Source organism: Nonomuraea sp. B19D2 (assembly GCF_040137845.1).
GTDB lineage: Bacteria > Actinomycetota > Actinomycetes > Streptosporangiales > Streptosporangiaceae > Nonomuraea.
The window spans coordinates 39,903-53,853 of the sequence record NZ_JBEFAK010000031.1 but is presented as its reverse complement, the minus strand read 5'-3'; the positions used below and the strand labels follow the sequence as shown (position 1 = coordinate 53,853).

The following is a 13,951-nucleotide window of genomic DNA, read 5'->3' as shown; positions in this document are numbered from 1 at the left end:
CGCGGTCCATGCCCGCCGGGTGTTACGTTGAATTGCAGTAGCCAGTCAGCAGAAGCGACGAGCCAGATAACTGTGCCGGGTGACCGGTCAGGAATACGGAGCAGCCCGTGTTGCAGATGGAGGTCGTGGGCGTTCGAGTAGAAATGCCCACAAATCAGCCGATCGTCTTGCTCAAGGAGGCACACGGGGAGCGGTTCCTTCCTATATGGATTGGCATGACCGAGGCGACCGCCATCGCCCTGGCCCAAGCGGAGGAGCCCCCGCCGCGGCCGCTCACCCACGACCTCTTCCGAGACGTGCTGAGTGCTCTGGGCGTAGGCCTGCGAGCGGTCAACATCGTTGCCCTGCGCGACGGCATCTTCTTCGCCGACCTGGTGTTCTCCAACGGCGTGGAGGTGAGCGCGCGCCCGTCCGACTCGATCGCGCTCGCCCTGCGCACGGGAGCGCGCATCTTCGCCAGCGAGGAGGTCGTCCAGGAGGCCGGGGTGATCATCCCGGACGACCAGGAGGACGAGGTGGAGAAGTTCAGGGAGTTCCTTGACACGATCACTCCCGAAGACTTCGGCAGGGCGGGGTAGGTATTTCGGTGCATTTACGCTTCACGACGCGCCGAGCCGGATCGTTGACTGAGCATGGTCGCGGTCCTACGGTGCAAGTGAAACCCGTGGCCGCCCTTTACGAACCCCCAGATCAGGCCACGGGATGAGAGAAAGCCGGAGGTCCGCGTGGCGGTCAGCAGCGGCGAGGGAAAGACGGCCGGCCAGGAAGATCCGGTACGGCGCGAGAGCGCGCGGCAGCGTGCCGGGGAGCAGGGCCTGCTCTTCGACGAGCAGCCGGCGACGCTGCCGGCCGACATTGGATACCGCGGGCCGACGGCCTGCGCGGCGGCCGGCATCACCTACAGGCAGCTCGACTACTGGGCGCGCACGGGCCTCGTGGAGCCCACGATAAGAGCCGCGCAGGGCTCGGGCTCCCAGCGGCTCTACAGCTTCCGCGACATCCTGGTGCTCAAGGTCGTCAAGCGGCTCCTCGACACCGGGGTGTCGCTGCAGCAGATCCGCACGGCCGTGCAGCATCTGCGTGACCGCGGGGTGGCCGACCTCGCGCAGATCACGCTCATGAGCGACGGCGTCAGCGTCTACGAGTGCACCTCGGCCGACGAGGTGATCGACCTGCTCCAGGGCGGTCAGGGCGTGTTCGGCATCGCGCTCGGCCGGGTCTGGCGGGAGGTCGAGGGATCCCTCGCGGAGCTGCCGGGGGAAAGAGCGGCGGTCGAGGACACCGTCCCGGCCGACCACCCCGCTGACGAACTCGCCCGGCGCCGCCGCGCGCGACGCATAGGCTGAGCGCGAACCCCGCCGCCTGCGTGGGCCCCGAACGGGGCCCCTACGCGCGGGCCGACTAAACGTGCCCTGTCGTGGAAATTCGTCCGTAACGGATAGGGTTGTAATCTAGGACAGCAAGGCTGACGACCCCGTGCGGGAGAGTCTCTGGAGCCTGAGGGCTCCGGGGCGCCGAAGGAGCAACCCTCCCCGGAATCTCTCAGGCACCCCGTACCGCTCGGGCGAGGCAACTCTGGAAAGCAGGCGCACCCGCCAGGCGCGTCTCACCGACGGTGCAAGCCCCGTTCGCGGGGTGAAGCTCTCAGGTCGCGGTCCCGCCGCGCTGACAGAGGGGGAGATCCGGCACTCGCCCGCGCCCTGGCGCCGGTCTCCAAAGCCTCGGGAGGCACTTTCCATGACCGACCTGTCAGCTCCGCCGTTCTCGTCCAGACACATCGGCCCGTCGGAGTCCGAGCAGCAGCGCATGCTCGAGGCCGTGGGCTTCGAGTCCGTGGCGGACCTGGTGGCCGTGGCCGTTCCCGAGGCCATCAGGGCCAAGGACCGGCTCAAGCTGCCCGCCGCCATCGGCGAGGCCGAGGCCATCGCCGAGCTGCGCGCCCTGGCCGGGCGCAACCGCGTGCTCACCTCGATGATCGGCCTGGGCTACTATGACACGGTCACGCCCGCCGTCATCCGCCGCAGCCTGCTGGAGAACCCGGGCTGGTACACCGCCTACACCCCGTACCAGCCGGAGATCTCGCAGGGCCGCCTCGAGGCGCTGCTGAACTTCCAGACCGTCGTCTCCGACCTGACGGGCCTGCCCGTCGCGGGCGCCTCCCTCCTCGACGAGGGCACGGCCGCCGCCGAGGCGATGACGCTGGCCCGCCGCGCCGGCAAGTCCAAGAGCAACGTCTTCGTGGTGGACGCCGACGCGCTGCCGCAGACCAAGTCCGTGCTCGCCACCAGGGCCGAGCCCCTCGGCATCGAGCTGGTGGAGCACACCCTCGACGGCGAGCTGCCCGAGTGCTTCGGCGTGCTGGTGCAGTACCCGGGCGCGTCGGGCCGGCTGCGTGACTTCCGCGCAGTGGCCGCCGCCGCGCACGAGGCGGGCGCGCTCGTCGTGGCCGCCGCCGACCTGCTGGCCCTGACGATCGTGGCCGCGCCCGGCGAGCTGGGCGCCGACATCGCGATCGGGTCGTCGCAGCGGTTCGGGGTGCCGTTCGGGTTCGGCGGGCCGCACGCCGCGTACATGTCCGTACGCGAGGGCCTGCAGCGCCAGCTTCCCGGCCGCCTGGTGGGCGTGTCGGTGGACGCCGACGGCGACCCCGCGTACCGGCTCGCCCTGCAGACCCGTGAGCAGCACATCCGCCGCGAGAAGGCCACCAGCAACATCTGCACCGCGCAGGTCCTGCTCGCCGTCATCGCCGGCATGTACGCCGTCTACCACGGCCCCGAGGGGCTGCGCGGGATCGCCCGGCGGGTGCACCGGTACGCCGTGGCCCTGGCCGGCGGGCTGCGCGAGGCGGGGCTGGAGGTCGTGCACCGCGAGTTCTTCGACACCGTGCTCGTGCGCGTGCCAGGCCGGGCCGCCGCCGTGGTCGCCGCCGCCGCCGAGCAGGGCGTCAACCTCTGGCAGGCCGGCGACGACCACGTGTCCATCGCCTGCGACGAGAAGACCGGGGCCGCCGAGCTGACCAAGGTGTGGGCCGCGTTCGGGATCGAGCGCACCGATGCGGACAGCGCCGATGTGGACGGGGACGCCGACGCGCTGCCCGCCTCGCTGGTGCGCGAGTCGGCGTACCTGACCCACCCGGTCTTCCACAGCCACCGCTCCGAGACCGCGATGCTGCGCTACCTGCGCAAGCTGCAGGACAAGGACATCGCGCTCGACCGCTCGATGATCCCGCTCGGCTCCTGCACGATGAAGCTGAACGCGACCACCGAGATGGAGCCGGTCACCTGGCCCGAGTTCGCCGCGATCCACCCGTACGCGCCCGACGACCAGGCTGACGGCTACCGGGAGCTGATCGGCACGCTGGAGGGCTGGCTGGCCGAGGTGACCGGCTACGACGCCGTCTCCATCCAGCCGAACGCCGGCTCGCAGGGCGAGTTCGCCGGGCTGCTGGCCATCCGCGCCTACCACCGAGCCAATGGCCACGACGGGCGCGACGTCTGCCTCATCCCGTCCTCCGCCCACGGCACCAACGCGGCCAGCGCGATCATGGCGGGCATGCGGGTCGTGGTCGTGGCCTGCGACTCCGACGGCAACGTCGACCTGGCCGATCTCGACGCCAAGATCGAGAAGCACCGCGACCAGCTGGCCGCGATCATGGTGACGTACCCCTCGACGCACGGCGTGTACGAGGAGACGATCACTGAGGTCTGCGCCAAGGTGCACGACGCCGGCGGCCAGGTCTACGTGGACGGCGCCAACCTGAACGCGCTCGTCGGGCTGGCCAAGCCGGGCGAGTTCGGGGCGGACGTGTCCCACCTCAACCTGCACAAGACGTTCTGCATCCCGCACGGGGGCGGCGGTCCCGGCGTCGGGCCCGTCGCGGTACGCGGCCACCTGGCGCCCTACCTGCCCGGCCACCCGCTGCGCGACGGCTCGCCGGTGGGCCCCGTCTCGGCGGCGCCGTACGGGTCGGCGGGGATCCTGCCGATCTCCTGGGCGTACATCAGGATGATGGGCTCTGAGGGGCTCACGGCGGCCACCGAGCAGGCCATCCTGTCGGCGAACTACCTGGCCAGGCGGCTCGCCCCGCACTACCCCGTGCTCTACACGGGGCGCGGCGGGCTGGTGGCCCACGAGTGCATCGTCGACCTGCGGCAGATCACCAAGGAGACCGGGGTCACCGTGGACGACGTGGCCAAGCGGCTCATCGACTACGGCTTCCACGCGCCCACCATGTCCTTCCCTGTCGCCGGGACGCTGATGATCGAGCCGACCGAGAGCGAGGACCTCGGCGAGCTGGACCGGTTCGTGGACGCCATGATCGCCATCCGGGGTGAGATCTCCAAGGTGGCGTCCGGGGAGTACGACAGGACGGACAACCCGCTGCGCAACGCGCCGCACACGGCCGAGTCGGTCACCGCGGACGAGTGGCCGCACCCCTACTCGCGGACCGAGGCCGCCTATCCGGTGCCGTCGCTGCGGGACGGGAAGTACTGGGTGCCGGTGCGGCGGATCGACCAGGCGTACGGGGACCGGAACCTGGTGTGCTCGTGCCCGCCGCTGGAGGCGTACGAGGACTAGGAGCCAGGCGGCGGGGGTCCTCGTCGCTTCGCGTACGAGGACCAGGAGGCCCGCCGGGCAGTCCTTCCGCGTCAACTGAGCAGACATGATCGTCAGAAGTCGTTAGGCTCGGTGCGACCGTCGCCAGAAGGAGCTCTCTTGACGTCCTCAGAGCTGGAGACCCCGCCCCTCGACACCGCCCGCCGCCTGGCCGAGAGCGGCGATCTCGACGGCGCCGCCGCCATACTCGCCGAGCTGGTCGCCGATCCCGACGAGCCCGACAGGGCGCAGGCGGCCGTCGGGCTCGCCGTGGTGCTGGAGGAGCGCGGCGACGTGGCGGCCGCCAGGGCCGCCGCCAGGACCGCGCTGGCCACCGGACACCCCGAATACGCCGCGCAGGCCGCCTGCCACCTGGCTCAGGGGTTCGAACGGGAGGGCCGGGACGACCAGGCCAGGGCCGCCTGGCAGGCCGTCCTGGGGGTCGGTACGCCCGCGTATGTGCCGCTGGCCCACCTCGCGCTGGCCCGGCTGGCCGTGAGCTCGGACGACCCGGCCGAGGCCGAGAAGGAGCTGCACGCCGCCATGGAGGCCGGCGACCCGCACGTCGGCGCGCACGCCGCCCAGCAGCTGGCCGACCTGCTGCTGGAGCAGGGGGAGCCCGGGGCGGCGGCCGACCTGCTCATGGACGCCCTCGAGGTCGCGCCGGCCGAGGAGGTGCCGAGGCTGCGGGTCCAGCTCGGCATCGCGCATCTGGACCTGGCGTGCGCGGAGTTCGCGGAGAGCGTCGAGCACGGCGCGGATCCGCAGACCAGCGCCCTGGCCATCGAGCTCCTGGCCCGGACCCTGCCGCTGCGGGGGCGCGGCGACGACGCGGGGCGGGTGTGGTCGTACGGGCTTGAACACGAGGACGAGACCCTGGCCGCCGAGGTCCGCCTCCGCTACCACCGCGACGCCTGACCTACCCGGCCCGGGACCCCGCTGCCGCTCCGGAGGCGCGGAGACACGTCCTGGCCCAAGGTACGCGGCCGGGCTGCCCGGCGGACGCCCCGTCGTCTTCGCCGAGTGCCCGCAGGGGGTCAGTTGCGGCGCATGATGGCCCCGGCCGCGGCCACGTTGATGATCACGATCGCGATCCAGGCGATCGTCAGCCCCACCAGCCCCGCGTAGCCCGCCGCGATGGCCGTCAGCGGGATGCCGATTCCCATCGAGCCGAGCGCGATCGGAATCATCGCGCCGCCCGGAGTGCTCTTCTTGTGCGGCGTGCCGCCGTGGTGGTCCAGCTCGGCCCGCACGCGGGCGGAGATCGTGGCGTCGAGGCGCTCCACGAACGACTCGACGAGCGCTGCTTCGTACTCGGGACCGAGGTCGCGGCGCGCGTCCAGCGTGGCCCGCAGATCATCCCGGATAGGGCGCATGTCTGGCATGCGAGCAATCATTCACCGCGGACGGCACGCCGTCATCCGACCTGAGAGCTAACGTGCGATCCTCCCCAGGTACGGTGCTGGCATGGAGGTCATGACCCCGCGAGGGCCGGCGCTCGTCCAAATGGACGAGGCCACGGACCCGCGGCTGCTGCTGGTGCTGACCCACGGGTCGTCCGGGGGAGTGGACGCTCCCGACCTGCTGGCCGTACGTGATGCCGCGCTCAAGGCCGGGGCCGCGGTCGCCAGGGTGACGCAGGCGTTCAGGGTGGCGGGGGCGCGCGCGCCGGGCTCGGCGGCCAGGCAGGACGAGGCGTGGGAGATCGTCCTCAAGGAGTTGCGTACGCGCTGGCCCGGGCTGCCTGTCGTGCAGGGCGGGCGGAGCAACGGGGCGCGGGTGGCCTGCCGTACGGCCAGGGCGGTCGGCGCGGCCGCGGTGGTGGCGCTGGCTTTCCCGCTGCACCCACCGGGGAAGCCGGAACGCTCCAGGGCCGACGAGCTACGCGGCGCCGGGGTGGACGTGCTGGTGGTCAACGGGGACCGGGATCCGTTCGGGGTGCCGGACGCCGAGGACGCCGCACGCCTGGTGGTGCTGCCGGGGGAGGGGCATGACCTGAAAAAGGACCCCGCCCGGGTGGGCGAGGTCGTGGCGGAGTGGATCGTCCACTACGCGTAGTTCACGCGGCGCCGACGACGGGCCGGTGCGGTTCGATGGCGGCGCCGCTGGGAAGAAGCTCCCCGGTGTCCTCGAACAGGACAACGCCGTTGCAAAGCAGGCTCCACCCCTGCTCGGGGTGGCAGGCGAGAGTGCGTGCCTTCTCGCGGTCAGGCGCCTCGGCGTCCGGACAGGCCGGGTGGTGCGGGCACATCGGCGTGCCTCCGATATCTCGTGGGATGCTCCCGTTTGGGGGGTCGGGAGCCGGCTCGGGCAAGTTGTTCTGGCAAGTGTGCGACGTATGTCACATTCTCGGGCATAGCCCGTTGCGACCCGTTACGGGAGATTTGCCCGGTCATGTGACCTTCGACACAGCGTGCCTTATGCAGAATAACGGGCCAAGCGCGACACGCGCACTACGTTTGCAATCCCTTGAGCAGAGCGTCGAGTCCGCGCTCGAAATCCACATCGGCTCTTTCGTCACGCCTGACCCACTCGTCAACCTCGGGATCGGCCCAGCCTGACTGCTGAACCTCGACCGCCACGCTCCCGAAGACGAAGGCCCGCAGGGCGCGTACGGCCTCCGCCGCGTCGGGCAGGCCGCCGTCGGCGAGTTGCTCTGTCTGCTCGCTGATGGCGAGGGCTGTGGCGCCTTTGGGGGGCTTTGTCAGGGCCAGCGCGAGTACGCCAGGGTGCTCCCGCAGGAGCTCGCGCTCCGCCCTGCACCAGGCCTTGGCCGTCTCCTGCCAGGTCGGCCCCTGCTCGACGTGGACCGTGGTCACGTGCTCTGCCAGGGCGTCCATCAGCGCCTCCTTGCCCCTGGGCAGGTGGTGGTAGATGGCCATGGCCTCCACCTGCAGCGCGTCGCCCAGCCGGCGCATGGTGAGCCTGCGCAGGCCCTGGCTGTCGGCGATGTGGAGTGCGGCCTCGATGATGCGCTCGCGGGAGAGCGGGACGGGCGGTCTCTTGGCGGGCATGGAGATCATCTTACTTCGTAAAGCCCGCTGCGCCGGGCCGATTTCCCGCTGTGTCGCGCGACCGCGTACCCTTGGCGGTTGAACGAGTACCGGTTGTGTGAAGGGGCAGGGTCGATGGCGTTTTTCCGTCCGCGGGTGAGCCGTGAGGCCGAGGTTCGCTACCACGCGGACCAGGAGATCTCCAAGAGCTTCCCCGAGTTGCTCGACAAGGCCCGCCTGGCCGAGGAGACGCTGCGTGAGCTGCGGGCGGCCGCGGCCGACGAGATCGAGCTGCTGGCGGCCGGCCGGGAGTTCGACCGTGCGCTGACGGACGCGCTGCGGGCCGCCGAGGCGGGGCAGCGGGCCACGTTCGGGGTGAAGGCGTACGACAACCGGATCGCGCGCCGCAAGGCCAAGGCGACGCCTGCGGGGTCCATGTGGACCGCCGAGGTCGACCGGCTGCGCACGCTGCGCGAGGACAACCGGATGTGGGGGATCCCCCGCGTGCCCCGTCCGGTGCCCGCGACCCTCTGACCCTGAGTTTCACGCGAACCCCGCGGCCTGGCGGCGGCGGGGTTCTTCGCGCTTGTCGTGCGGGCCCGGCGCGACTGGGGCGACCGGCGGGCGCGGCGCAGGATCGTGGCACAGCGAAGCCCCGGCACATCCTCCCTCGTCGTGCCGGGGCTTGCCGGGTGTGTCAGCTGGCCCAGTCGAGCAGCGGGCGGGTGTTGCTCGGGTGGCGGAGCTTGGAGAGTGACTCCTTCTCCAACTGGCGGATCCGCTCCCGCGTCAGCCCCAGGTGCTTGCCGATCTCGTCCAGCGTGTGCGGCTTGCCGTCCACCAGGCCGAAGCGCAGGGCCATGATCTTCGACTCCCGGGGCGAGAGGTTGTCGAGCACGCCGCGCAGCTGGTCGCCCAGCAGCTGGCGGTCGACGATCTCCGAGGCCTCCGGCGAGTCCACGTCCTCGATGAGGTCGCCGATCGTGGTCTCCCCGTCCTCGCCGATCGTCGCGTTGAGCGAGATCGGCTGGCGGCTCGTCCGCAGCAACTCCTCGATCTGGTCCGGCGTCTTGTCGAGCTCGACGGCCAGCTCCTCGGGCGTGGGTTCGCGCCCCAGGCGCTGGTGCATGTCACGCTCGACGCGCGACAGCTTGGACAGCATCTCCAGAACGTGCACGGGCAGCCGGATCGTCCGGGCCGAGTCGGCGAAGCCGCGCTGGATGGCCTGCCTGATCCACCACATGGCGTACGTGGAGAACTTGAACCCCTTGGTGTAGTCGAACTTCTCCACGGCCCTGATCAGCCCCAGGTTGCCCTCCTGGACCACGTCCAGGAGCGACATGCCGCGGTCGGTGTACTTCTTGGCGACCGACACCACGAGCCGGAGGTTGGCCTCCAGCATGTGGTCCTTGGCCTGCTTGCCGTCCTCGACCACCAGAAGCAGGTTCTCCCGGAAGGCGGGGGACAGGTCGGGGTCCGTCTCCAGCTTGTACTCGGCGTACAGGCCCGCCTCGATCCGCCGGGCCAGCTCCACCTCTTGCGCGGCCGTGAGCAGGGTGCGGCGGCCGATGGACTTCAGGTAGGTGTGCACGGAGTCGCCCATGGCCGACTGCGTGTCGTCCAGGTCGATCTGCTCGCTCTCCAGCTCGGCTTCCTCGGCGCTCAGCGCGAGGTCCTCAGGGACGTCCTCCTCGTGCTCCGGCTTGGGCTCGGGCCGGGTCACCGCCCTGGCGGCGGCTTCTGTCGCGTTTTTTGCCCCGGTCGCCTTGCGGCCGGTAGTCTTTGCACGCGCAGGCTTCCTGGAGGTTTTCTTCGGGGCGGTCTTGCTGAGAGACGGCTCGTTCTCGGCGGCCAGGCTCACGCCGCTCTCTGAAAGCTCGCGCAGGATCGTGCGGCCTTCAGAGGGGCTGATACCGGCCTCCGCGAACGCGTCACGCAGCTCCGCCAGAGAAAGGTGACCCTGGGCTCGCCCTCGTTCAATGAGTTGGTCGAGAGTCGCAGGTGGGGTCGCTACGGCAGTTCTGGGCATGAGGACACCTCCTCCGTACGGAGTCGAAGCGATCAGGCAGGTTGTGGTGGGGCGGCTTCTGTCCGCACGGCGCACCAGTATCAATAACGCCAATCGCCGTCATTTGTTCCCGGGGGGATGAAAAAGGGGCGGATCGCCCAGAGGACTGAGCCGCCCCTCGCCCTGAGTCTTAGTCCCTGACCTCGATCTCTCCCGCCGTGACCTCGGGCATGGGCATCGGCTGGGCGTCCTGCATGCGCTGGTCCGTCCAGTAGTCGATGACGGTGCTCGGGTCGGGGTTGACATCGTGCGAGACCACGACGTCGTCATCGCTGGTCGTCGGGGACGGTGACGCCTTCTCCACCACGGCTCTGGTCTCCTTGGCGACCTGGTCGAGCTTGCCCGCCGAGGCGGCCGCCGCGATTGAGGCGCCACCGGCGACGATCACGCCGACGACGGCCGCGGATGCCCACATCTTGCGGGTCTGGTCCATGAAGGCTCCCTCCTTCTCGCCAATTTGACGCACCCGCAACTCATCAGGTTCCTGCCCGAAGCCGTACCAAATCGGTCTTGCCGTTCGGTAGCAGCGGGAGCTGGGGCACCAGGCGGAGATCGCGTGGGGCGGCGTGAGGGGGAAGCCTATCGCGGCAGTATGCCCGCAATTGGGAAAGCGCAGGGGGCGTGTCGGGGTTGGCGGGAACGACGACGGCGGTGACCAGCTCGCCCCACTCCGGGTCGGGTGTGCCGACCACGGCCACGTCGGCCACCTCGTGGTGGGTGGCGAGCACCGCGACCACCGCGGCGGCCACGACCTTCTCGCCGCCGGTGTTGATCACGTCATCGGCCCTGCCCAGCACGCGGAGCCGGCCGCCGGTCAGCTCGCCCAGGTCGGAGGTGCGGAACCAGCCGCCGTCGAACGGGCCTGTGTCATCATCCGGCTCGCCGAAGCGGTAGCCGGAGAACAGCACGGGCCCGGCGATCCTGATCAGGCCGTCCTCGCCGATCTTGAGATCTACATTGTAAAGGGGCTGGCCGTCGTACACGCAGCCGCCGCACGTCTCGCTCATCCCGTACGTCGTCACGACCCGGGCGCCGAGGTCGCGAGCCTGCTCCAGCAGGCCGGGGCGGGGAGCCGCGCCGCCGAGCAGGATCGTGCGGAACACCGACAGGTCCGCCCCCAGCTCGACCAGCCGGTGGAGCTGGGTGGGGACGAGGGAGACGTGGTCGGCCCCCGAGCGGAGGACCTCGTGCGGGTCGAACCCGGCGTGGACGATCGGCTCGCTGTCCGACAGCAGGGCGCGTACCAGGACCTGGAGGCCGGAGACGTGGGCGACGGGCAGGCAGCACAACCAGCGCTCGCCCTTGGCGGCCTCCAGGCGGCGCAGGGAGGCCGCGGCGGAGGCGCGCAGCGCGGTGGCCGAGAGCAGCACGCCCTTGGGCGCGCCGGTGCTGCCGCTGGTGGCGATCACGACCGCCACGTCGGCGGGGACGCCCGTGCCGTCGCTCTGGGGCACGCCGTTGACGTGGGTGGGCCGCAGCGCGGCGACGGCGGACTCGGACTGGCCGGGAGTCAGGGGGAGCACGGCCGGGCCCGCGCCCGACAACGCGTCGCGGACGGCCCTGAACAGGGCGGGGCCGGGAGGCTGCACAATGGCATGCAGCGGACGGTCCGGATGCGACGGGTTCCTCCACATGCTCGTAAGGTTAGTGGCGACAGGTCGGATCGAGGCGCAGGGAGGGTCGTGACGCGTTCTCCCGTGGTCTTCCGCATCCCCATGCGCACTCGATTCCGTGGGCAGACCGTCAGGGAAGGCGTGCTGCTGCACGGTCCCGCGGGGTGGGGGGAGTTCTCCCCGTTCCCGGAGTACGGCCCGCGCGAGTGCGCCCGTTGGCTGGCCTGCGCCCGCGAGGCGGCGTTCGAGGGGTGGCCCGAGCCGGTGCGCGACAGCGTCCCCGTCAACGCGACCGTGCCCGCCGTGGGGCCCGAGCAGGCGCACGAGATCGTCCGGCGGTCGGGGTGCGGCACGGCCAAGGTGAAGGTGGCCGAGCGCGGTCAGACGTTCGAGGACGACGTGGCCAGGGTGGAGGCCGTGCGCGACGCGCTCGGGCCGGGCGGCCGGCTGCGGATCGACGCCAACGGCGCGTGGGACGTCGGCGAGGCGGTGCGGCGGCTGAAGCGGCTCGACCGGTTCGACCTGGAATACGCCGAGCAGCCGTGCGCCACGCTGGAGGAGCTGGCGGCGGTGCGGCGGGCGTGCGACGTGCCGATCGCGGCCGACGAGTCGATCCGCAGGGCCGAGGACCCGCTGCGGGTGCGGGCGGCGGAGGCGGCCGACATCGCGGTGGTCAAGGTGCAGCCGCTCGGCGGCGTGCGCAACGCGCTGCGGGTGGTGGAGGCGTGCGGGCTGCCCGCCGTGGTCTCCAGCGCCGTGGAGACGTCCGTGGGGCTGGCGGCGGGGCTGGCGCTGGCGGCGGCGCTGCCGTCGTTGCCGTACGCGTGCGGGCTCGGCACGATGGCGTTGCTGACGGGCGACGTCGTGGACGATTCGCTGGCGCCCGTGGACGGCTGTCTGACGGTTCGGTGCCCCTCAGTAAATTTTCAGCATTTGTCGGCATTTGAGATTGAATCTCCCCAGTGGCTTCGCCGGATGCAGGAGGCGTCACTTTGAACCCCGCTACCGCGCTGGCCACGGTGCTGGTCGACGAGCTGGTGCGCTGCGGCCTGACCGACGTGGTGCTGGCGCCCGGCTCGCGCTCCGCCCCCCTGGCGCTGGCCCTGCACGCCGAGTCGCGGGTGCGCCTGCACGTGCGCATCGACGAGCGCTCGGCGTCGTTCCTGGCGCTGGGGCTGGCCAAGCGCTCCGAGCGGCCCGTGGCGCTGATCTGCTCGTCCGGCACGGCGGTGGCGAACTTCCACCCGGCCGTGATCGAGTCCGGCGAGTCCGGCGTGCCGCTGCTGGTGCTGACCGCCGACCGGCCGCCCGAGCTGCGCGGCACCGGCGCCAACCAGACGATCGACCAGATCAAGCTGTTCGGCACCGCGGCCCGGTGGTTCGCCGAGGTGGGCGTGCCCGAGGACCGTCCCGGGCAGGTGGCCTACTGGCGTTCGCTGGCCTGCCGCGCCTACCAGCGCGCCATGGGCCCGGCCGACCCGGGGCCCGTGCACCTGAACCTGGCGTTCAGGGAGCCGCTGATCCCCGACGGCGACACCTCGTGGTGCGAGCCGCTCGACGGCGGCGCGAACGGCCCCTGGGTGCGGGCCAGGGTCGCGCCCCCGCCCGTCGCCCTGCACATCCCGCCGACCAGGCGCGGCGTGCTGGTGGTCGGCGACGGCGCGGTGAACGTGCGCCGGTACGTGGCGGCGGCGGGCATGGCGGGCTGGCCGGTGCTGTCAGAGCCGAACGGCGGCGGCCGTTACGGCGACCACGCCATCTCGACCTACCACTACCTGCTGGGCGCCCCGGAGTTCGCCGACGCGCACCGGCCCGACGTGGTCGTGACGCTCGGGCGGCCGGGGCTGTCCAGGCCGCTGCTGTCGTGGCTGAAGCGGGCGGGGGAGCACATCGTGGTGGCGCCCGACCTGGGCCGCTGGCCCGATCCGACCCGGTCGGCCACGCAGGTGGCGCAGGCCGTGGAGATCCCGGTGGCCGCCGGCGACGACTCCTGGCTGCACGCCTGGCGGCAGGCCGACCTGGCGGTCAGGTCGGCGACGGACGCGGTGCTGGACGCGTCCGGCACGAGCGAGCCGCGCCTGGCGAGGGACCTGGTCGACTTCCTGCCGAACGGTGCGCTGCTGTTCTGCGGCTCCTCGATGCCGATCCGCGACCTGGATCAGGCGATGCGGCCGCGGCGCGGCATCAGGCTGATGGCCGGCAGGGGCGCCTCCGGCATCGACGGGGTGGTGTCCGCGGCGATGGGTGCGGCGCTGGCGCACAACGGGCCCTCGTACGCGCTGATCGGCGACCTGTCGTTCCTGCACGACCAGAACGGGCTGATCCTGGGGCCGCGCGAGCCCCGCCCTGACCTGTGCTTCGTGGTCGTCAACAATGACGGCGGCGGCATCTTCTCGCTGCTGCCGCAGGCGGCGGTGCGCGACCCGTTCGAGCGGGTGTTCGGCACGCCGCACGGGGTGGACCTGGGGTATGTGGCGGCCGCGACGCGCACGCCGTACACGCTGGTGGGGGACATCAGCGACCTGCCCAAGGCGCTGCGCGGGGAGGGGCCGCGCGTGGTGGAGGTGCGCACCGACCGCGAGGAGAACGTGCTCGTGCACGCCCGCCTGCGCGAGGCCGCGCAGGAGGCCCTCCGCTCCTTCCTCCACGGCCAGCCCTGATCGGCGGCCCCGCCGCCTCCC

At 71.5% G+C, this 13,951-nt stretch carries 14 protein-coding genes and 2 riboswitches; of the genes, 8 read left to right on the top strand and 6 right to left on the bottom strand.

Features of this window, described 5'->3' with window-relative positions:
• The first annotated feature begins 107 nt into the window (after positions 1–107).
• The 4 genes from ABN273_RS40345 (at position 108) to ABN273_RS40330 (ending at position 5,514) form a co-directional block, all read left to right on the top strand.
• Entirely contained in the window at positions 108–578 is a 471-nt protein-coding gene (locus tag ABN273_RS40345; protein WP_090771501.1) for a bifunctional nuclease family protein, read from the top strand.
• 147 nt (positions 579–725) lie between these two features.
• On the top strand, positions 726–1,346 hold the full coding sequence (locus ABN273_RS40340; RefSeq protein ID WP_349454595.1) for a MerR family transcriptional regulator: 621 nt from the start codon (positions 726–728) through the stop codon (positions 1,344–1,346).
• A 123-nt stretch (positions 1,347–1,469) separates the two neighbouring features.
• A riboswitch (glycine riboswitch) is annotated at positions 1,470–1,569 on the top strand.
• Positions 1,570–1,682: riboswitch (glycine riboswitch) on the top strand.
• 55 nt (positions 1,683–1,737) lie between these two features.
• Positions 1,738–4,578 (top strand): aminomethyl-transferring glycine dehydrogenase, encoded by a 2,841-nt coding sequence (gene gcvP, locus ABN273_RS40335; protein WP_349454593.1) that lies wholly within the window; start codon positions 1,738–1,740, stop codon positions 4,576–4,578.
• Positions 4,579–4,716: 138 nt separating this feature from the next.
• Positions 4,717–5,514 (top strand): tetratricopeptide repeat protein, encoded by a 798-nt coding sequence (locus ABN273_RS40330; RefSeq protein ID WP_349454592.1) that lies wholly within the window; start codon positions 4,717–4,719, stop codon positions 5,512–5,514.
• A 119-nt stretch (positions 5,515–5,633) separates the two neighbouring features.
• Here the strand turns inward: ABN273_RS40330 and ABN273_RS40325 are convergent, their stop codons facing one another.
• On the bottom strand, positions 5,634–5,972 hold the full coding sequence (locus ABN273_RS40325) for a hypothetical protein (protein ID WP_349454591.1): 339 nt from the start codon (positions 5,970–5,972) through the stop codon (positions 5,634–5,636).
• A gap of 91 nt (positions 5,973–6,063) precedes the next feature.
• On the opposite strand from ABN273_RS40325, the gene ABN273_RS40320 reads away from it, so the two are divergent.
• Positions 6,064–6,654, top strand: a complete 591-nt coding sequence (locus tag ABN273_RS40320) for an alpha/beta hydrolase family protein (RefSeq protein WP_349454590.1) — start codon at positions 6,064–6,066, stop codon at positions 6,652–6,654.
• A gap of 1 nt (position 6,655) precedes the next feature.
• On the opposite strand, the gene ABN273_RS40315 is transcribed toward ABN273_RS40320, so the two are convergent.
• Both ABN273_RS40315 and ABN273_RS40310 read right to left on the bottom strand, forming a co-directional pair.
• On the bottom strand, positions 6,656–6,847 hold the full coding sequence (locus ABN273_RS40315) for a DUF5999 family protein (RefSeq protein ID WP_349454589.1): 192 nt from the start codon (positions 6,845–6,847) through the stop codon (positions 6,656–6,658).
• A gap of 202 nt (positions 6,848–7,049) precedes the next feature.
• Positions 7,050–7,610, bottom strand: a complete 561-nt coding sequence (locus tag ABN273_RS40310; protein WP_349454588.1) for a TetR/AcrR family transcriptional regulator C-terminal domain-containing protein — start codon at positions 7,608–7,610, stop codon at positions 7,050–7,052.
• A gap of 114 nt (positions 7,611–7,724) precedes the next feature.
• Here ABN273_RS40310 and ABN273_RS40305 point away from each other — a divergent pair, with 114 nt between their 5' ends.
• Positions 7,725–8,123, top strand: a complete 399-nt coding sequence (locus ABN273_RS40305) for a hypothetical protein (protein WP_349454587.1) — start codon at positions 7,725–7,727, stop codon at positions 8,121–8,123.
• 163 nt (positions 8,124–8,286) lie between these two features.
• Here ABN273_RS40305 and ABN273_RS40300 read toward each other — a convergent pair whose 3' ends face one another.
• The 3 genes from ABN273_RS40300 to ABN273_RS40290 form a co-directional block, all read right to left on the bottom strand.
• Positions 8,287–9,618: an RNA polymerase sigma factor gene (locus ABN273_RS40300; protein WP_349454586.1), complete on the bottom strand. Its 1,332-nt coding sequence runs from the start codon at positions 9,616–9,618 to the stop codon at positions 8,287–8,289.
• A 169-nt stretch (positions 9,619–9,787) separates the two neighbouring features.
• Positions 9,788–10,090 (bottom strand): hypothetical protein, encoded by a 303-nt coding sequence (locus ABN273_RS40295; RefSeq protein ID WP_349454585.1) that lies wholly within the window; start codon positions 10,088–10,090, stop codon positions 9,788–9,790.
• Between the two features lie 43 nt (positions 10,091–10,133).
• The gene (locus tag ABN273_RS40290; RefSeq protein WP_349454584.1) at positions 10,134–11,291 is read right to left on the bottom strand and encodes an AMP-binding protein; all 1,158 of its coding nucleotides are present in this window, start codon (positions 11,289–11,291) and stop codon (positions 10,134–10,136) included.
• Positions 11,292–11,372: 81 nt separating this feature from the next.
• Between ABN273_RS40290 and ABN273_RS40285 the strand changes: the two genes are divergently transcribed.
• Both ABN273_RS40285 and menD read left to right on the top strand, forming a co-directional pair.
• Positions 11,373–12,266 (top strand): o-succinylbenzoate synthase, encoded by an 894-nt coding sequence (locus ABN273_RS40285; protein WP_502911201.1) that lies wholly within the window; start codon positions 11,373–11,375, stop codon positions 12,264–12,266.
• Entirely contained in the window at positions 12,263–13,930 is a 1,668-nt protein-coding gene (gene menD / locus ABN273_RS40280) for a 2-succinyl-5-enolpyruvyl-6-hydroxy-3-cyclohexene-1-carboxylic-acid synthase (protein WP_349454582.1), read from the top strand. The genes ABN273_RS40285 and menD overlap by 4 nt, the downstream gene beginning before the upstream one ends.
• Positions 13,931–13,951 lie beyond the last annotated feature (21 nt).

Bases quoted from the DNA above. Each gene is read 5' to 3' on its own strand.
- gcvP (WP_349454593.1), top strand. From the start codon at position 1,738: ATGACCGACCTGTCAGCTCCGCCGTTCTCGTCCAGACACATCGGCCCG.
- ABN273_RS40325 (WP_349454591.1), bottom strand. From the start codon at position 5,972: ATGCGCCCTATCCGGGATGATCTGCGGGCCACGCTGGACGCGCGCCGC.
- ABN273_RS40320 (WP_349454590.1), top strand. From the start codon at position 6,064: ATGGAGGTCATGACCCCGCGAGGGCCGGCGCTCGTCCAAATGGACGAG.
- ABN273_RS40315 (WP_349454589.1), bottom strand. From the start codon at position 6,847: ATGTGCCCGCACCACCCGGCCTGTCCGGACGCCGAGGCGCCTGACCGC.
- ABN273_RS40310 (WP_349454588.1), bottom strand. From the start codon at position 7,610: ATGCCCGCCAAGAGACCGCCCGTCCCGCTCTCCCGCGAGCGCATCATC.
- ABN273_RS40305 (WP_349454587.1), top strand. From the start codon at position 7,725: ATGGCGTTTTTCCGTCCGCGGGTGAGCCGTGAGGCCGAGGTTCGCTAC.
- ABN273_RS40300 (WP_349454586.1), bottom strand. From the start codon at position 9,618: ATGCCCAGAACTGCCGTAGCGACCCCACCTGCGACTCTCGACCAACTC.
- ABN273_RS40295 (WP_349454585.1), bottom strand. From the start codon at position 10,090: ATGGACCAGACCCGCAAGATGTGGGCATCCGCGGCCGTCGTCGGCGTG.
- ABN273_RS40290 (WP_349454584.1), bottom strand. From the start codon at position 11,291: ATGTGGAGGAACCCGTCGCATCCGGACCGTCCGCTGCATGCCATTGTG.
- ABN273_RS40285 (WP_502911201.1), top strand. From the start codon at position 11,373: ATGCGCACTCGATTCCGTGGGCAGACCGTCAGGGAAGGCGTGCTGCTG.